16 protein-coding genes and 1 pseudogene are annotated in these 16,698 nt (G+C 63.7%); 10 read left to right on the forward strand and 7 right to left on the reverse strand.

Annotation, left to right across the window (positions count from 1 at the left end; genetic code table 11):
* Positions 1-30 precede the first annotated feature (30 nt).
* A complete protein-coding gene (locus tag AC1VVK_RS06965; RefSeq protein WP_132387287.1) occupies positions 31-501 on the reverse strand; it encodes a peptidylprolyl isomerase in 471 nt (156 codons plus the stop codon).
* A gap of 172 nt (positions 502-673) precedes the next feature.
* Here AC1VVK_RS06965 and mgtE point away from each other — a divergent pair, with 172 nt between their 5' ends.
* The 4 genes from mgtE to AC1VVK_RS06985 all read left to right on the forward strand — a co-directional run bounded on the left by mgtE (position 674) and on the right by AC1VVK_RS06985 (position 5,108).
* The gene (gene mgtE / locus AC1VVK_RS06970; RefSeq protein WP_482904902.1) at positions 674-2,140 is read left to right on the forward strand and encodes a magnesium transporter; all 1,467 of its coding nucleotides are present in this window, start codon (positions 674-676) and stop codon (positions 2,138-2,140) included.
* A gap of 405 nt (positions 2,141-2,545) precedes the next feature.
* A complete protein-coding gene (locus AC1VVK_RS06975) occupies positions 2,546-2,947 on the forward strand; it encodes a DUF1489 family protein (RefSeq protein WP_132387291.1) in 402 nt (133 codons plus the stop codon).
* Positions 2,948-3,146: 199 nt separating this feature from the next.
* Positions 3,147-3,983: an alpha/beta fold hydrolase gene (locus AC1VVK_RS06980; RefSeq protein WP_482904903.1), complete on the forward strand. Its 837-nt coding sequence runs from the start codon at positions 3,147-3,149 to the stop codon at positions 3,981-3,983.
* Positions 3,984-4,175: 192 nt separating this feature from the next.
* The gene (locus tag AC1VVK_RS06985) at positions 4,176-5,108 is read left to right on the forward strand and encodes a gliding motility protein GldB-related protein (RefSeq protein ID WP_482904904.1); all 933 of its coding nucleotides are present in this window, start codon (positions 4,176-4,178) and stop codon (positions 5,106-5,108) included.
* Between the two features lie 713 nt (positions 5,109-5,821).
* Here the strand turns inward: AC1VVK_RS06985 and AC1VVK_RS06990 are convergent.
* Complete coding sequence (locus AC1VVK_RS06990; protein ID WP_132387297.1) at positions 5,822-7,090, reverse strand: amidohydrolase family protein; 1,269 nt, start codon at positions 7,088-7,090, stop codon at positions 5,822-5,824.
* Between the two features lie 182 nt (positions 7,091-7,272).
* On the opposite strand from AC1VVK_RS06990, the gene AC1VVK_RS06995 reads away from it, so the two are divergent.
* Positions 7,273-8,550 carry a cytochrome P450 gene (locus tag AC1VVK_RS06995; protein ID WP_482904905.1) on the forward strand — a complete coding sequence of 426 codons (1,278 nt, stop codon included), beginning with the start codon at positions 7,273-7,275 and terminating at the stop codon, positions 8,548-8,550.
* Between the two features lie 716 nt (positions 8,551-9,266).
* On the opposite strand, the gene AC1VVK_RS07000 is transcribed toward AC1VVK_RS06995, so the two are convergent.
* Positions 9,267-9,731, reverse strand: a complete 465-nt coding sequence (locus AC1VVK_RS07000) for an ABC transporter permease (RefSeq protein WP_482904906.1) — start codon at positions 9,729-9,731, stop codon at positions 9,267-9,269.
* 20 nt (positions 9,732-9,751) lie between these two features.
* Between AC1VVK_RS07000 and AC1VVK_RS07005 the strand changes: the two are divergent.
* Positions 9,752-9,968: pseudogene (locus tag AC1VVK_RS07005) on the forward strand (transposase); the annotation flags it as partial.
* A gap of 455 nt (positions 9,969-10,423) precedes the next feature.
* On the forward strand, positions 10,424-11,077 hold the full coding sequence (locus tag AC1VVK_RS07010) for a Crp/Fnr family transcriptional regulator (RefSeq protein ID WP_482904907.1): 654 nt from the start codon (positions 10,424-10,426) through the stop codon (positions 11,075-11,077).
* Positions 11,078-11,090: 13 nt separating this feature from the next.
* Here the strand turns inward: AC1VVK_RS07010 and AC1VVK_RS07015 are convergent, their stop codons facing one another.
* Positions 11,091-11,978: a LysR substrate-binding domain-containing protein gene (locus tag AC1VVK_RS07015; RefSeq protein WP_482904908.1), complete on the reverse strand. Its 888-nt coding sequence runs from the start codon at positions 11,976-11,978 to the stop codon at positions 11,091-11,093.
* Positions 11,979-12,074: 96 nt separating this feature from the next.
* On the opposite strand from AC1VVK_RS07015, the gene AC1VVK_RS07020 reads away from it, so the two are divergent.
* From AC1VVK_RS07020 to AC1VVK_RS07030, 3 genes are read left to right on the forward strand one after another with little or no spacing between them, the layout of a single operon-like run.
* Positions 12,075-13,187 carry an S-(hydroxymethyl)glutathione dehydrogenase/class III alcohol dehydrogenase gene (locus tag AC1VVK_RS07020; protein WP_482904909.1) on the forward strand — a complete coding sequence of 371 codons (1,113 nt, stop codon included), beginning with the start codon at positions 12,075-12,077 and terminating at the stop codon, positions 13,185-13,187.
* Positions 13,187-14,020 (forward strand): S-formylglutathione hydrolase, encoded by an 834-nt coding sequence (gene fghA / locus AC1VVK_RS07025; RefSeq protein WP_482904910.1) that lies wholly within the window; start codon positions 13,187-13,189, stop codon positions 14,018-14,020. Before AC1VVK_RS07020 ends, fghA begins: the two co-directional genes overlap by 1 nt.
* A complete protein-coding gene (locus AC1VVK_RS07030; protein WP_482904911.1) occupies positions 14,017-14,430 on the forward strand; it encodes a ketosteroid isomerase-related protein in 414 nt (137 codons plus the stop codon). The genes fghA and AC1VVK_RS07030 overlap by 4 nt, the downstream gene beginning before the upstream one ends.
* A 165-nt stretch (positions 14,431-14,595) precedes the next feature.
* Here AC1VVK_RS07030 and AC1VVK_RS07035 read toward each other — a convergent pair whose 3' ends face one another.
* From AC1VVK_RS07035 to ligK, 3 genes are all read right to left on the reverse strand, one after another.
* Complete coding sequence (locus tag AC1VVK_RS07035; protein ID WP_482904912.1) at positions 14,596-15,084, reverse strand: GNAT family N-acetyltransferase; 489 nt, start codon at positions 15,082-15,084, stop codon at positions 14,596-14,598.
* A gap of 66 nt (positions 15,085-15,150) precedes the next feature.
* A complete protein-coding gene (locus AC1VVK_RS07040; RefSeq protein WP_482904913.1) occupies positions 15,151-16,026 on the reverse strand; it encodes an amidohydrolase family protein in 876 nt (291 codons plus the stop codon).
* Entirely contained in the window at positions 16,019-16,693 is a 675-nt protein-coding gene (ligK, locus tag AC1VVK_RS07045; RefSeq protein ID WP_132387321.1) for a 4-carboxy-4-hydroxy-2-oxoadipate aldolase/oxaloacetate decarboxylase, read from the reverse strand. Before ligK ends, AC1VVK_RS07040 begins: the two co-directional genes overlap by 8 nt.
* Positions 16,694-16,698 lie beyond the last annotated feature (5 nt).

The raw sequence follows: 16,698 nt of genomic DNA on the forward strand, positions 1-16,698 counted from the left end.
CCCTTCGCAATTTCAGGCGTTCGGGAAGGATCAGCCTTCCGAAATGGTCGCCTTCACGATCTTGCCCGGCTCGCGCGGCGGCTCGCCCTTGGGCAGCGCGTCGACGTTTTCCATGCCTTCGACCACCTGGCCCCAGACGGTGTACTGCTTGTCCAGGAAGCGTGCATCGTCGAAGCAGATGAAGAACTGGCTGTTGGCCGAGTGCGGCGCGCTGGTGCGGGCCATCGAGCAGACGCCGCGCACGTGCGGCTCGGCGTTGAATTCGGCCTTGAGGTCAGGCTTGTCCGAACCGCCCATGCCGGTGCCGTTGGGGCAGCCGCCCTGCGCCATGAAGCCCGGGATCACGCGGTGGAACTTGATGCCATCGTAGAAGCCCTCGCCCACCAGTTCCTTGATGCGCTCGACATGGCCGGGCGCAAGGTCGGGGCGCAGCTTGATCTTGACGTCGCCGCCTTCGCCATTGCCGGTGTCGAGAGTGAAGGTCAGAAATTCGTCGGCCATCGCAATAGTCTCCAATGTTGTCCGTCCGCGCAGAACTGGCCGCGCGGCACTGGCTTGCGACCGATATAAGGCGGATGACCGTAATGTCACGTCCACCTGAATTTGTGCCCCAATTTGCGCACATTTCCCTGCCCCGGTTGCAATTGCGGATTTGCCGCTTAGACCGGCCAGCATGACGGAAACGGATCTTCAGGAAGAGCAGAAGGATCGCGCGTTGGGTGCGCAGGACGCTCCTCCCGATCCGGAGCCTGAATCCGGCCGCGATTCGGGCAAGGATTCGGATAGCCTCGACCGCGACAACCATCTGAAATCCGACTTCGTGCGCAGCGTGAAGGACGCGCTGCACGACGAGGATTTCGAGCGCGTCTACGACCTTGTCGAGCCGCTCCATCCGGCCGACATCGCCGACCTTTTCGAGCTGTTCGACGAGCACGAGCGCCTCGACCTTGCCCGCGCCATCCGCGACCTGATGAGCGTGGAGGTGATCGCCGAACTCAACGACTGGGTGCGCGAGGCGCTGGTCGAAGCGCTGCCCGCCGACGTCGTGGCCGAGATCGCCGAACAGCTGGACACCGACGACGCCGTCGCCATGCTGGAAGACCTCGACGAGGAGGACCAGCAGGCCGTCCTTGCCGAGATGGAGCCGGAAGACCGCGCGGCCATCGAAACCGCGCTGTCCTATCCCGAGGAATCCGCAGGCCGCCTGATGAGCCGCGATTTCGTCGCGGTGCCCGAGTCCATGACAGTGGGCGACCTTATCGATTTCCTGCGCGAGCATCGCGAATTGCCGACCGAGTTCTGGGAAGTGTTCATCGTAGATCCGATGCACCGCCCGATCGGCACTTGCGCGCTTTCGTGGATCCTGCGCACCCCGCGCAACATCCCGCTGGGCGATGTGATGTCGCGCGACCAGACGCTGATCCCAGCCGACATGGACCAGGAAGAAGTCGCGCTGCGCTTCCAGAAATACGCGCTGATCTCGGCGGCGGTGGTCGATGGTGTGGGCCGCCTGATCGGCCAGATCACGGTCGACGACATCGTCCACATCATTCAGGAAGAAGCGAGCGAGGACATCCTGCGCCTGTCCGGTGCAGGCGACGGCGACATCAACGAGCCGATCCTCGTCACCGTGCGCACGCGACTGGCGTGGCTGGTGGTCAACCTCGGCACGGCGATGCTGGCCTCCAGCGTGGTCGGGCTGTTTCAGGGCGCGATCACCAAGTTCGCGCTGCTGGCGGTCCTGATGCCGATCGTTTCGGGCATGGGCGGCAACGCGGGCACCCAGACACTGGCCGTGGTCGTGCGCGCGATCGCCACCAACCAGCTCACCGATTCGAACACCTGGCGCATGATCTTCCGCGAATTCCGGATCGCGATGACCAATGGCTTTGCCCTTGGCGCGCTGATCGGCACGGGGACGTGGCTGCTGTTCAACAACCCGCTGCTGGGGGCGGTGATCGCGACCGCCATGCTGGTGAACAACCTGACCGCAGGGCTGGCCGGCATCCTCGTGCCCGTCGCGCTCGACCGGTTCCGGATCGACCCCGCCGTATCCTCAGCCGTGTTCGTGACCACGGCGACGGATACGATGGGCTTCTTCTCGTTCCTTGGGCTGGCGGTGTTGACCGGACTGGCGTGATCGCTGGGCTCGCGCTCGGCGGAAGGGGGAAACCGCCCGTCGGATACACAGCGATCAAAGGCATCAAAATTTTCCGTCATCTCCGCGAAGGCGGGGATCCCGCTTCTCTTGTGAGGGTCGAGAGCTTGTAAAGGCAGCGGGGCCCCCGCCTTCGCGGGGGCGACGAAATTGCAGTGGCCTGCTCGTAAACCGTGTTCCTGAACGAGACCGGCGGCAACGTCCCCTCCCAGAACCACCACCTCTAACCCGCTCAGCCTGAGCCTGTCGAAGGCCCGGGGACGAGGCGCCACGCCTCCCCATCCTTCTACAGGCTCAGGATGAGCGGAGTGGGTAGGCACCCGCCAGCCGCAAAGCTTTGCACAAAACCCACTGGCCCTCACCCCCGCGCGCTCCTATCTAGCGTCGATGCCGCTGCACATGACCAAGATCGCCTTCTCCGCCGAGAGCCCGGCGGACCTTCGCGCATGGCTGGAAAGCCACGATGACGTGGGCGAGGCACGGCTCACCACGCGCTATCTGCCCAAGCGGCACGAAGAGATGGTCGGCGGCTCGCTCTACTGGATCTACGAGCACGCGCTGATCGGCCGTTCCGAAATCCTCGGCTTCGAGCAGCGCGACGATGGCCGCTGGTGGATCCGGCTGGCGCCGCAACTCGTGCCCGTCGTCACCAAGCCCAAGCGCGCGCATCAGGGCTGGCGCTATCTGGCCGAGGCCGACGCCCCCCGCGACCTTCAGGATGGCGAGACCGCCGGCGATGCCATGCCGCCCGCCCTCGCCCGCGAACTGGCCAAGCTCGGACTGGTCTAGCTCTAACGCTCTGGCCTCGATCCATGGCGCGCAGCGGCCGCCCCGTCGCTTGCACTTGAAAGGCGGGCAAGGCTCCACTAGCCTCCGCCCGTCGCCTCATAATCCAGATTCGCCCATGTTGTCCGAAACTTGCCGGACGACCCGGGCGCGCGTGTTCGACTTTCCTCTCCTCCCCAACATGACGGAAAAGGACCGAGCCATGAGCTTCGTCACCACCAAGGACGGCGTTGAAATCTTCTTCAAGGACTGGGGCCCCAAGGAGGCCCAGCCGATCATGTTCCACCACGGCTGGCCGCTTTCGGCCGACGACTGGGACGCGCAGATGCTGTTTTTCCTCCAGCACGGCTTCCGCGTGGTCGCCCATGACCGGCGCGGCCATGGGCGGTCTACGCAAGTGAGCGATGGGCACACGATGGACCACTATGCCGCCGATGCTTTCGCGGTGGTGGAGCATCTTGACCTGCGCAACGTCGTGCATATCGGCCATTCCACCGGCGGCGGCGAAGTGGCGCGCTATGTCGCGCGACATGGCCAGCCTTCCGGGCGCGTGGCCAAGGCCGTGCTGATGAGCGCGGTTCCGCCGCTGATGCTCCGGACTCCGGAGAATCCGGGCGGCCTGCCGATCGAGGTCTTCGACAGCTTCCGCGCCGGGCTCGCCGCCAATCGTGCGCAGTTCTATATCGACGTGCCGAGCGGGCCCTTCTACGGCTTCAACCGCCCCGGTGCCGAGGTAATCCAGGGCGCCATCGACAACTGGTGGCGGCAGGGCATGATCGGCAGCGCCAAGGCGCATTACGACGGCATCAAGGCCTTCTCGGAAACCGACCAGACCGAGGATCTGAAAGCGATCACCGTGCCCACGCTCTGCCTGCACGGGGATGACGATCAGGTCGTCCCGATCGACGATGCCTCGCGCAAGTCGGTCGAACTGCTGCCGAACGGGTCGATCAAGGTCTATCCCGGCTATCCGCACGGCATGCACACGACTCATGCGGACGCGATCAACGCCGATCTGCTGGCGTTCATCCAGAGCTGACCGGTAGAGGGCAGGCTAACACTTCCATCGACCCGTCGCCCCCGAGAAGGCGCGGGCCCCGCTGCCTTTTTGCTACGCCGCAAGAAGAAGCGGGTTCCCCGCCTTCGCGGGGATGACGGGTGGAACACGGGCGCGTCGTAGTGGAACGCACTGTAATTTGACGCAAAGCGACGAAACGGTCAGCATCATCGGATGATCCGCCGCCTCGTCGCTTTCGCGCTGTGCCTTGCACTCCCGCTATCCGCCGTCGGGGCCGCAACTCCGGCTCCGCCGCAGATCCTGACCGAAGACGTCGACCGCTTCTTCCGCCTCTACGACGCAGCGAGCGGACATCCCACTGCCGAGCAACTGGACAACGATTACCTCAGCCCCGGTACGTCGGGCCTGCACGAGATCGCGAAACTGCGTACCGTCACCGGGCCCCGGATCGCCGCCAATATCGCCGCTCATCCCCAAGTCTACGAGAAGGCCCGAAGCTGCCTTGCCGTGCTACCCGCCGTGAAGCTGCGGCTGGCCAAGGCTTTCGCTAAGCTGGCGGCGCTCTATCCCGACGCGAAGTTCCCGCCGGTGACGTTCGTGATCGGACGCGGGCGGCCGGTCGGACTCACCGACGACAGCGGGGTGACCATGGGGCTGGAGGCACTCTGTTCGGCGGACTTCATGGACCCGAATGTCGAGAACCGCTTCGTCCACACGATCGCCCACGAATACGGGCATATCCAGCAATCGGCTGCGCAGCAGGCGCTCGAACCCGATGCGCCCGGCGCGACGGTGCTGGCGATGTCGCTGATGGAAGGCACGGGCGAGTTCACCGCCAAACTGATCTCCGGAGGCGTCGGCGATTACCAGCATGCGGCATGGACGAAGGGCCGCGAGGCCGAGATCGATAACGCCTTCCTGCGCGATATGGACAAGACCGATCTCTCGGCGTGGATGTACAACGGCGTCGGCGACCCGGCGCATCCCGGCGATCTGGGCTACTGGGTCGGCTACCGGATCATCAAGGCCTACTACGCCCGTGCGCATGACGAGAAGCAGGCCCTGCGCGAAATCTATGCGATGCGCGATCCCAAGGCGTTTCTGACCGAGAGCGGCTGGAAGCCGGGGATGACCATTGCGGGCTAGATCCCGCCGGCTTCCCGCCCGAATCTCGCGCTTTTTCGAACATCGAAATTGGGCATGATGCAGAGAGGCACGCGCCGTGCCGCAATCTCTTTATCGGACGGCGCGGTAACCGCAGCCTTGGAGAAGAACGCGGCTTGTCCCGAAACGACACTCCTCCGCGTCTCTGCGTGAACCCATTTTTCTTTTTCAGTGCCGGGTTCGATGAACGGCGGAAATTGCCCAAAAGTTGGCTGCCTCACCTTCTCACACCCCTCTCATCCTGAGCCTGTCGAGGGATGGAACCTCGCGCCCCGCCTCCGGGGGCTTCGACAAGCTCAGCCTGAACGGGTTGGGAGGTCAGTCAGTCAATTGGCAAGGCGGTGATGGCTGTTTTGGCCCCGGCAGGATCGCGGGGCATGGCCGGATTAGAGAAGATGCGCCCCCTCCTCCTCCACGTCATCCTGAACCCATCTCGCGCCCGGCACTGCACTTTGATCCGCAACGCGCGCTCGCCGCGCCCTTCCCCCGCCGTTCGGAACAGGCCGAGGAATGGATCCTGAAACAAGTTCAGGATGACGTTTCGCGAGGAACTACCCTTCTTCCATCGTCATCCCAGCTTCCGCAATGACGGAGAATCCGGAACGTCCACTCCGACTCAAAACCGCGCGCACAAACGAAAAGGCCGGAAGCGGTTGCCCGCTTCCGGCCCTCTCCTTGAGAACAAGCCCGATAAATCAGAACGGCAGCTTGTAGAACCGCACCGCGTTGTCCTGCAGAACCTTCTTCTTGGTGGCGAAGTCGTAACCGCCCAGTACGTCCTTGATGTGCGCCTGCACGCCCGGATAGAGCGAGGTGGGGTGCGGGAAATCGGTTTCGAACATCACGTTGCCCACGCCGATGGTTTCCAGCAGCAGCTTGGGTGCGATCTTCTCGAACCAGAAGGTGCACATGAAGTGATCGCGGAAGTAGTCCCAGGGCTGCTTCTTCAGCACGTTGCGCTTGCTGGGCAGCATTTCCTGGAACTGGTGTTCCAGCGCTTCCACCGCGAAAGGCACCCAGCCCATGCCGCTTTCGATCAGGCCGATCTTGAGGTTCGGGTGGCGGTCCAGACGGCCCGAGACCATCCAGTTGCCCAGCGTTGCCGCGTTGCCGATCGAGAACATCGTGGCGACCACCGACAGCGTCTGCTCGAACTGGAAACCTTCCCAGGTCAGCGTGTTCGGGTCGATCGCGGCGTTGAGGTGGAAGTTGAGCGAGATGCCTTCGGCGTCGATCATCTCCAGGAACGGCGTCCAGTATTCATGGTTGAAGCTGGGCACGCCGACGCGTTCGGGGGTGTCGGGCAGCACGAAGCCGCGCAGGCCCATGTCGATGCAGCGGCGGGCTTCCTTCTCCATCTCCGCCTTGTTCCAGAACGGCAGGTGCGCCATCGGAAACAGACGTTCACCCGATTCGCGCTGGTAGTCAGCGTTGAAATCGTTGAACGTCTTCATGATGGTGACGGCCAGATCGTCATCGCCCAGCGTCATCAGCATGCCCGCCTGGGTGACGCCCGAGTTCTGGAAGCAGATCTGCGCATAGACGCCCATGTCGTCCATCGCCTGAAGACGCGGGGCAATCTCGTGACCGCCCGGATGCGCTTCTTCCAGCGTCGGGAAAGCGAGGCGGCCGAGCAGCTTGTTGTTGTCCTTGCGGATCACGTTGCCGCCCAGCGAACCGCAGTTGCGGTCCCCAATATACCACCGGTCGACGCCATCGGCATCGCGCTTCACGAAAGGCATCTTGCTCTTCAGGCCGATCGGCGCGCGGTCGGTGAACAGCGTCGGCGGTTCGCTGAGGTGGGTGTCGGTATCGACGATCTTGATGCCTTCCAGCGACGGGTCGAGCCCGCCCGACTGGGTGGCGTAGTCCACCTCGCGGATCACCCCGCCCCTGGTGTAGCCTTCGGAGGACCAGTACTTGCGTGCCGAGTCCTTCATTTCCTTGGTGTCTGCGTCGGCCATGGCCGTATCTCCCAAAAACGTATTGAGGACTCATGTCGCAACCCATGGGGCTGCAATCAATCGATGAGCCTAACGCCGAGACGATGAATGGCCTTGGTGCCGGTCGGGGACTGCACGGCTGCCTTGCCGCGCCTTGCCGCCGGAAGGATGCCCGGGCATCCATGACCTCGGGAGAGACCATCATGCCACAAATGCAGACGCTCGACGATATCCGTGTCGAATTCGATGCCCCCGACAACGTGCCGAAGGACCGGATCGTCGATCTCGGCTTCGCGATGGGCACCCTGCCCAACGATCTTGTCGACCCTTACGAACCCTGCGGCTGGCTTTCCGGGCCGGAGATTCCGCGTCTGCTGTTCAACCCGCCCTCGATGCACGGCCTCGGCGCCATCAGCGGCAACCGGCGCGGCAACTGGGTGGTCACGCATTACGAGGATATCGAGCGCGTCTATTCGGACAACGAGCACTTCTCGAACGCCGGAACCGCCGAATTCCAGCGCCTGATCGGAGAGACGTTCAAGTCCATCCCGCTCGCCATCGATCCGCCGGACCACCAGAAGTACCGGCTCTACCTGATGCCCTACTTCAGCCCCGCGCGGATCACCCGCGAGCTGGAGCCGTCCATCCGCAAGATCGTGACCGAGATGATCGATGCCGTCGCCGACAAGGGCGAAGTGGATATGGCGTGGGACTTCGCGCGGGTCTATCCGGTGCGCATCTTCATGGGCCTGATGGGCTTCCCGGACGAGAAGTTCGACCAGTTCCTCGATTGGGAGTGGGACATCCTCCACTCCGGCAGCCTCGAAAAGATGCAGGCGGCGCTGCGCGGCGTGCTCGAATTCCTGCGCAGCTTCATCGCCGAGAAGGAAGCCAATCCGGACGAGCACCTCGTCTCGTCCATCGTCCATGGCCGGATCGAGGGCCGCGGGCTGACCGATGACGAGAAGATCGGCATGGTCTGGTTCCTCTGGCTCGGCGGGCTCGATACCGTGGCCGCCACCATCGCGCAGATGTTCCGCCGCATGGCGCTCCAGCCCGAATTGCAGCGGCGCATCCGTGAGAATCCGGAAGTGATCAACTCTGCGGTCGAGGAATTCCTCCGCACCCAGCCGATCCTCTCTTCCGCGCGCTCGGCAACGAAGGACTTCGAGTGGCACGGGATTCAGGTGAAACAGGGGGATTCGTTCTCCTGCCTCAATCCCTCCGGCAACTTCGATCCCACGCGCTTCGAAAACCCGCGCGAGTTCGACCCCGAACGCAAGGCAAACCGCCACTTCACATTCGTCGGGGGCGTGCACATCTGCCTTGGCGCCCACCTTGCCCGGCGGGAACTGCGGCTGCTGCTGGAAGAATGGTTTGCGCGCATACCCGAATTCCGGGTGAAGCCGGGCGCAGACACCACGGTATTCCCCGGCCTGCTCTCGATCCGCAACCTGCCGATCGTGTGGGATGTAACGTAAAGGGAACGCGGAATTTCCGGGAGGCCTGCCGTCCCGGATCCGCGATCTTCTGGCGCGCGAAGGCCTGTTCCTGTTCCGGGAACCGGAAGAGCGGCCTGCGCCTCCGTGCCTGATCGGGAATGGTCTTTAGTGATACCGGCGGCAGCACAACCGCGTCAGATCGACGCGGGCTGCCGCAAGTTGTTCAGGCTTTGACGCTTCTAATAATTCGACTGCGAGCTGTAATACTCTGAAGAAAAGAGTTTCCTGACCCCTGCTAGCGAAACCGACTTCATAATTGTCCATGTAATCTAACAAAGATACACACTCCTGCATATCGTTTGCAGCTGTCTCCCATGGGCAGTGATAAGTATCGAATATCATCTCGCAGCGACCCCTCGCGCTTAATATTTGTCCAACCAATCCGCTTCGTTCGGCGCGCCCCTAACATTCTTATTTCATTATTCAAATTACAAAACGTTCAGCGATTGATATCATTTAGGTATCGGCATACAACCCTATAGGTATTAGATTGGTCCGTGGCGCCGGGGTGGAAAAATGCGATAAAAAGCGGACGGCGACGGGCCTCGCGCCGACAGATAATTTCTGAGCGTACTTATTATTTAGGCAAATTAGTAATTTGCGACAGATGCGAGGCAGTCGCAGTAAGAAAAGTTTGCAGATTTTATTTCCCGGGCACTGCTCGATGGGCGCTAACAGCCGCCCGGAATCGCCATTCACGCCATCGCGCTGATGGTCGAGCGGAAGCGGGCCAGCGCAATCGCGAAGAACGCCGCGCCAATGCCGATGGTGGCCGCGAACTGCGGCCAGACCACGTCGAACCCCGCGCCCCGGAACAGGATAGCCTGCCCCAGTTCGACGAAATGCGTAGTCGGCGCGAGCAGCATCACGTTCTGCACCAGCTCCGGCATCGATTCGCGCGGCGTACTCCCGCCCGACAGCATCTGGAGCGGCAGCAGCACCAGGATCATCAACAAGCCGAACTGCGGCATGTTGCACGCGATGGTGGCGAGGAAAATGCCCATCGAGGTGGTCGAAAACAGCACCAGCCCGGCGCCGGCGAAGAACAGCGGCAGCGATCCCGCGATCGGCACCTGCATCAGCGCCCGCACCACCAGATTCACCGACAACGCCGAGGCCAACAGCACCACCAGCGCCATCGACCAGACTTTCGACATCATGATCTCGAACGGCGTCAGAACACCGCGCCAAGTTGCACTCGACCAACCCCATCGAGCGCCTCTATGGCGAGATCAAACGGCGGATTGAGGTCGTCGGCACCTTTCCGAACGAAACCGCCATCACCCGCTTCGTCGGAGCCATCATTGTGGAACAGTCCGACGAATTGGCCGTCCTGCGCGCGTTACATGACGCCTGAAACGATGCCCCCGCTCAGCGACAATCCCATTGTTATGCTGTCGGCAGTAATCGGCTCAGGCCGATACCGCAAAGCAAGGCGGCCCAGAAAAACTTCACCACCTCTCGGGACACGATCGGCCGGCCGAAGCTCCCGTCAATCTTGATAAGTTGGGAGGCGATAGCGGGATCGGCTATTGCGCACGAATACGTTTGTGACGGCCGAGTATCGCCAGCAAACGGCGCAGGCGATCCCCGGCCGAACCGCCCATTTCCGCCCCAAACTGACGCAGGCAAGAAAAAAGGCCCGGAAGCACTGGGCTTCCGGGCCAAGGAATGTGGCTGCTCTTTTCAGAGCCGCCTTCGGGTCGCACCCTCTTCCTACCTGAGGCAAAATCCACACCGTGTGACCGAAATCACGCTCCGCAGGGAATCACGACTTCCGCCCCATGGCTAAAATCGGTTAAGCGCGATCGGGTGGGTTCAGTCGCAAGGGGTGCGACGAAGGGGCTGGTTTTTGGATTCCGACGAGAAAATCGAGATTATCCGCACGATCTTTCGGTGCGACCGCCTCTCGGCCGAGAAACTCGCCCGCGTGATGATGCCCCATCGACTTGCCACAAGGGATATTTTGGCCCGTCAGGGCGAGGAATCGCACCATTGCTGGCTGGTGATCGACGGCGGCGTGCGAATCGAGGCTTTCGGGCTGGAAGGCCAGCGCCAGCAGCTTGCCCAGTATGGCCCCGGCGAATTCTTCGGCGCCTATCCCATGCCGACTGTCCACCGGGCGGAAATCGCCTCGCTGATGGAAACCAACCTGCTGCGGGCAGAGGCCGTACGCATCGCCGAACTCGTGGCGGAAGATGCGCAGATCGGCGCGGGCATGGCCCGCCTGCTCGCCCGCCAGCTGGACCGCGCGCTTGACCGGATGATGGCGCGCACGACCTATTCGGCGGCTGGCCGCGTCTATGCCGAACTGCTCTCGCTGGCCGCCGGTGCCGACCGCATTGCCCCGGCACCCAAAGTGACAATGCTGGCGCTTTCGGCCAATACCACGCGCGAAACTGCCTCACGCGCGATCGCCGCGCTGATCCGGCGCGGGATCATCAGCCGCGACGACCGCGAACTGATCATCCATGCCCCGCGCATGCTGATGGAACTGGTGTGCTGACCGGCAGCGAGTCCTAAGCGCTCGCCTCCGCTAGCCGCGCGGGGAGGTTTGCCCGCAAATGCGCCACCAGCGCGCCGACTTTGGGCGAGAGATGCCGCCGCTGCGGATAGACCGCCCAGATCGGCTCCTCCTCCGGCGCCAGTTCCGCCAAGACTGGCTCCAGCCGTCCCGCCGCGACATGATCGCCAAGGTAGAAGGCGGGCAACTGGCACAGCCCCATGCCCGCCAGCGCCGCTTCCAGCAGGGCATTGCCGCTGTTGCAGCGCCAGCGGCCTTGCGGGCGGAAGGTCGTCCCGCCGGTGAAATGCCACTGCGCCGCCGAGCCGACGAGACATTCGTGATGCCTGAGGTCCGCCAGATCCTGCGGCCGTCCATGCGCATCGAGGTAGGCGGGCGAGGCCAGCGTCACCAGCGCGCGGCTGGCCACGCGTGTCGCCACTAGCCGGGAATCGTCGAGATGCCCGGTACGGATGGCCAAGTCGTACCCCTCCGCGATCAGGTCCACGAGCGCGTTGTCGAGGTCCAGCGTCACCGAGATCGCCGGATAGGCCTGCGACAGTTCACGCACCAACGGCGCCACGAACTTCTCACCCAGCGCATAAGAGCAGGTGACGCGCAAATGCCCGCGCGGCTCGCCCTGGGAGGTGATGGCGGCGATTGCCTCGTCCCGCTCCTCGATCAGGCGGCGGCAGGTTTCGAGGAAGATCTGGCCCGTTTCCGTCAGCCGCAGGGTCCGCGTCGTGCGCAGCATCAGTTGCGCCTGCAACCGCGCCTCCAGCCGCGCCAGCGCCCGGCTCATATGCGTGACGCTGGCGCCATAGGCCTCCGCCGCCAGCGTGAAGCTGCCGTGGCGCGCCACCATCACGAACTCCTCGATCCCGTCCCACTGGCCGAGCATCATTTTCCCTATATGGTGATAATACTTTTCAGAACGGGCGCTTTATCACAGAACTCGCCGGTCCTACAAAGCGCGCCAGCAGTTCAAGGAGCATACCCCATGAAGACCCGCGCCGCCGTCGCCTTCGAGGCGAAGAAGCCGCTCGAAATCGTCGAACTCGATCTTGAAGGCCCCAAGGCGGGCGAAGTTCTGGTCGAGATCATGGCCACCGGCATCTGCCATACCGATGCCTACACGCTGGACGGTTTCGACAGCGAAGGCATCTTCCCCTCCGTGCTTGGCCACGAAGGCGCCGGCATTGTGCGCGAAGTGGGCGCGGGCGTCACCTCGGTGGTGCCGGGCGACCACGTGATCCCGCTCTACACCCCGGAATGCCGCCAGTGTAAGTCGTGCCTTTCGGGCAAGACCAATCTCTGCACCGCGATCCGCGCCACGCAGGGCAAGGGCCTGATGCCGGACGGCACCACGCGCTTTTCCTACAAGGGCCAGCCGATCTACCACTACATGGGCTGCTCGACCTTCTCGAACTTCACCGTTCTGCCCGAGATCGCCGTCGCCAAGATCCGTGAAGACGCGCCGTTCCAGTCCTCGTGCTATATCGGTTGCGGTGTCACCACCGGCGTCGGCGCGGTCATCAACACCGCCAAGGTGCAAGTGGGTGACAACGTGGTGGTCTTCGGCCTTGGCGGCATCGGCCTCAACGTGATCCAGGGCGCGCGCCTTGCCGGTGCGGGCAAGATTATCGGCGTGGACATCAACCCGGACCGCGAGGAATGGGGCCGCCGTTTCGGCATGACCGACTTCCTCAATACCAAGGGCATGAGCCGCGAGGACATAGTCGCCAAGATCGTGCTGATGACCGACGGCGGCGCGGACTACACCTTCGACGCCACCGGCAATACCGAAGTGATGCGCACCGCACTGGAAGCCTGCCATCGCGGCTGGGGCACCTCGATCATCATCGGCGTGGCCGAAGCGGGCAAGACCATCGAGACCCGCCCGTTCCAGCTCGTGACGGGCCGCAACTGGCGCGGCACCGCGTTCGGCGGGGCGAAGGGCCGTACCGATGTGCCGAAGATCGTCGACATGTACATGACCGGCAAGATCGAGATCGACCCGATGATCACCCACGTCATGGGTCTGGAAGAGATCAACACCGCGTTCGACCTGATGCATGAAGGCAAGTCGATCCGTTCGGTCGTCGTCTACTGATGGAGACGGTCTCCACCAACCGGGCTTTCGGCGGGGTGCAGGGTGTCTACACCCACGCCTCCGCCGAGACCGGCACGCCGATGACCTTTTCGGTTTTCGTGCCCGAGCATGCACCGGGCACGAAGCTGCCGGTGCTGTGGTATCTCTCGGGGCTGACCTGCACCCACGCCAACGTCACCGAAAAGGGTGAGTTCCGCCGTGCCTGTGCAGAGCATGGCGTGATCTTCGTCGCCCCGGATACAAGCCCACGCGGCGACGATGTGCCGGATGACGAAGGCTATGACTTCGGCAAGGGCGCCGGCTTCTACGTCGATGCGACCGAGGAGCACTGGAGCGCAAACTTCCGCATGCGCGCCTACATCGAGACCGAGCTTCCCGCCGTGATCGCCGAGCACTTCCCCGCCGACATGGCGCGGCAGGGCATTACCGGCCACTCGATGGGCGGCCACGGCGCGCTGACGATCGCGTTGCGCGATCCTAGTCGGTTCCGCTCGGTCAGCGCCTTTGCGCCGATCGTCTCGCCGCTGAACTGCCCCTGGGGCGAGAAGGCGCTGACGGGCTACATCGGCGCGGACCGCGCAGCATGGCGCGAGTACGACGCCTGCGCCCTGATCGAGGACGGCGCGCGCCTGCCGGACCTGCTGGTGGATCAGGGCACGGCCGACGGCTTCCTCGAAGGTCAGCTCAAGACGCATCTGCTGGAAGAGGCTTGCGCCAAGGCCGGCCAACCTGCGACGATCCGGATGCAGGAGGGTTACGACCACTCCTACTACTTCATCTCCAGCTTCATGGCCGACCATGTGGGCTGGCATGCGGAGAGGCTGAAGGCATGAGCGCTCACGACAGCATCGCTCTGATCGCGAACTACTACGATGCCTTCAATCGCCGCGATGCGGAGGCGATGCTGGCGTTGTTGGCGGAGAACGTCGTCCACGAACCCAGTCAGGGCCAGCCGCGCCGCGGCAAGGCGGCCTTCGCCGAGTTCCTCGCGCACATGAACCGCTGCTATCGCGAGCATGTTCACGAGCCCGTAGTTCTGGCCACGCCCGATGGTTCGCATGCCTCGGCCGAGTTTCGACTTACAGGGGAATATATCCAGACTGACGAGGGACTGCCGGAGGCTTCGGGCCAGTCCTATGCCTTGCGCGTGGGGGCGTTTTTCGACGTCGAACTGGGGCGCATCGCGCGGGTTTCGAACCACTACAACCTTGCCGACTGGATCGCGCAGGTTGAGCGAGGCTGAGGCTTCGTCCGGATCACTAAACCTCACCCATAACACCCCGTCGTCCCCGCGAAGGCGGGGACCCCGCTTGTTCTTGCGGCCAAGCGAAAAGGAAGCGGGGCCCCCGCCTTCGCGGGGGCGACGGTATGTTTTGACGAAGCGGAGGGGGCGGGCAAATTGCCGCCTTCAGATATGCCGAACGAGCATCCGCGCCTCGGGGCCGTAACCCTTCGCCGGATCCAGCAGCCCATCGCCAACCAGCCCGAAGCCCTGCTTTTCCCAGAACCCATGGGCATCGCCCACCGCGATCAGCACCACCCGATCCAGCCCGCGTGCACGCGCCTCATCGAGCACGATCCGCACCGCACTGCCTGCAAGCCCCCGCCCGCGCGTGGCGGCGCCGAGCGCAAGGTCATGCAGGAAATAGCAATCGAACGGCTCGGCAAGAGCCGTCATCGGATGGTTCAATACTGGCGGTCGATCCTGCCGCCCGGGGTGCGAGATGAGATAGCCCGCAACGCGGTCCTGCTCGTCTTCCAGCACATGACAGCCTGAGGGATAGAGCCGGAAGCAGGCAGCGAAGACCGCCGGATTCTCCGGGTAGTCGAGGTGGACCTCTTCGGCCACTTCGGCCACGGCAGCCACGTCTTCCTCGCGCATTTCACGCCAGCGCATGCCCTCTCTCCCTCCGAAATCGAAACCGCCGTGCGGCGCCCCTGTGGCGCGCCGCACGGCGGGTAATCACAGTTCCTCGGGCCAGTACAGCCGCATCGGGTTGGTCACCAGCAGCTTCTGCTGAAGCTCTGCCGTGGGCGCGATGCGGGGGATCATGTCCACGAGGTGGCCATCGTCGGGGATATTGTCCTGCATGTTCGGGTGCGGCCAGTCGGTGCCCCAGATCACGCGGTCCTGATAGTCCGCCACCAGCGGCGCCACCGCTTCGGCGAACTTGTCCCACGGGTCGTTCGTCGGGTCGAGACGGTCCGGGCAAGTGGCCTTGAACCAGATGTCGTCCCGGCTGTCGAGCAGTGCGCGAAACGCCTTCATGTCCACGCCGTCCGGCCCCTGCGTCACGTCCGGGCGGCCCATGTGGTCGATCACGACCGGCACGGGGATCGCGGCGATGAACGGGCGCATTTCCTCAAGGATGTCCGCCTCGAAATAGATCACTACGTGCCAGCCTTCGGGCAGGCGGCTGGCGACTTCGAGGAACTTGTCCTTCGGCGCATCGTCGACAAGGCGCTTCAGGAAGTTGAAGCGGATGCCGCGAATGCCGCCTTCATGCAGCTTGGCGAGGTCCGCGTCCGAGATCGCCGGATCGACCACGGCCACGCCGCGCGCCTTGCCGTCCGACTTGGCGATGGCGTCCAGCGTCGCGGCATTGTCGGTGCCGTGGCAGCTGGCCTGCACGATCACGTTGCGAGCGAAACCCAGGTGATCGCGCAGCGCGAACAGCATGTCCGGACCGGCATCCTCGGGCAGATACTTCGCCTTGGCGCTGAACGGGAACTGCGCCATCGGGCCGAACACATGGCAATGCGCATCCACCGCGCCGGCGGGCGGCGCGTAGAGCGGTTTACTAGGTGCCGAGTGCCAGGAGGTGATCCGCTCAGACATACTTGAGGCCTTCCTTTTCCAGGCGCTCCCGCATCTTGTACATGTCGAGGCCGAGCACGCCGGCGGCCAGCTTCTCGCGCTTTTCGCCTTCGTTGGCTTCGCGGGCCTGCGCCGCAGCCAGCACTTCAGCAGCCTTTTCGCGCGGCACCACGACCACGCCGTCATCGTCGGCCACGATCACGTCGCCCGGGCGCACGGCGGCATTGGCGCAAACGACCGGCACATTGACGGAACCTACCGTGTTCTTGACGGTACCTTGCGCGCAGACCGCCTTGGACCAGACCGGGAACTGCATCTCGGTCAGATCGCGCACGTCGCGCACGCCGGCATCGATCACCAGACCACGGCAACCACGCGCGATCGCGCTGGTGGCGAGCAGGTCACCGAAGTAGCCGTCCTCGCAAGGCGAAGTCGGCGCGAGCAGCAGGATGTCGCCTTCCTTGAGCTGTTCGATGGCGACATGGACCATCCAGTTGTCGCCCGGAGGGGCGCTGATCGTCACCGCCGAGCCGGCAATGCGGGCGCCGTGATAGATCGGGCGCATGTAGCTGGCGAGCAGGCCGGTGCGGCCCTGCGCTTCGTGGACGGTGGCGACGCCGCACTGGGCGAGACCGTCGATCACGGCGGGGTCGGCACGTTCGATGTTCTGGACGACGATGCCACTCATGACCT

It is taken from the genome of Novosphingobium sp. BL-S-32 (genome assembly GCF_056857055.1).

Bases quoted from the DNA above. Each gene is read 5' to 3' on its own strand.
- AC1VVK_RS06965 (WP_132387287.1), bottom strand. From the start codon at position 501: ATGGCCGACGAATTTCTGACCTTCACTCTCGACACCGGCAATGGCGAA.
- mgtE (WP_482904902.1), top strand. From the start codon at position 674: ATGACGGAAACGGATCTTCAGGAAGAGCAGAAGGATCGCGCGTTGGGT.
- AC1VVK_RS06975 (WP_132387291.1), top strand. From the start codon at position 2,546: ATGCCGCTGCACATGACCAAGATCGCCTTCTCCGCCGAGAGCCCGGCG.
- AC1VVK_RS06980 (WP_482904903.1), top strand. From the start codon at position 3,147: ATGAGCTTCGTCACCACCAAGGACGGCGTTGAAATCTTCTTCAAGGAC.
- AC1VVK_RS06985 (WP_482904904.1), top strand. From the start codon at position 4,176: ATGATCCGCCGCCTCGTCGCTTTCGCGCTGTGCCTTGCACTCCCGCTA.
- AC1VVK_RS06990 (WP_132387297.1), bottom strand. From the start codon at position 7,090: ATGGCCGACGCAGACACCAAGGAAATGAAGGACTCGGCACGCAAGTAC.
- AC1VVK_RS06995 (WP_482904905.1), top strand. From the start codon at position 7,273: ATGCCACAAATGCAGACGCTCGACGATATCCGTGTCGAATTCGATGCC.
- AC1VVK_RS07000 (WP_482904906.1), bottom strand. From the start codon at position 9,731: ATGATGTCGAAAGTCTGGTCGATGGCGCTGGTGGTGCTGTTGGCCTCG.
- AC1VVK_RS07015 (WP_482904908.1), bottom strand. From the start codon at position 11,978: ATGATGCTCGGCCAGTGGGACGGGATCGAGGAGTTCGTGATGGTGGCG.
- AC1VVK_RS07020 (WP_482904909.1), top strand. From the start codon at position 12,075: ATGAAGACCCGCGCCGCCGTCGCCTTCGAGGCGAAGAAGCCGCTCGAA.
- fghA (WP_482904910.1), top strand. From the start codon at position 13,187: ATGGAGACGGTCTCCACCAACCGGGCTTTCGGCGGGGTGCAGGGTGTC.
- AC1VVK_RS07030 (WP_482904911.1), top strand. From the start codon at position 14,017: ATGAGCGCTCACGACAGCATCGCTCTGATCGCGAACTACTACGATGCC.
- AC1VVK_RS07035 (WP_482904912.1), bottom strand. From the start codon at position 15,084: ATGCGCTGGCGTGAAATGCGCGAGGAAGACGTGGCTGCCGTGGCCGAA.
- AC1VVK_RS07040 (WP_482904913.1), bottom strand. From the start codon at position 16,026: ATGTCTGAGCGGATCACCTCCTGGCACTCGGCACCTAGTAAACCGCTC.
- ligK (WP_132387321.1), bottom strand. From the start codon at position 16,693: ATGAGTGGCATCGTCGTCCAGAACATCGAACGTGCCGACCCCGCCGTG.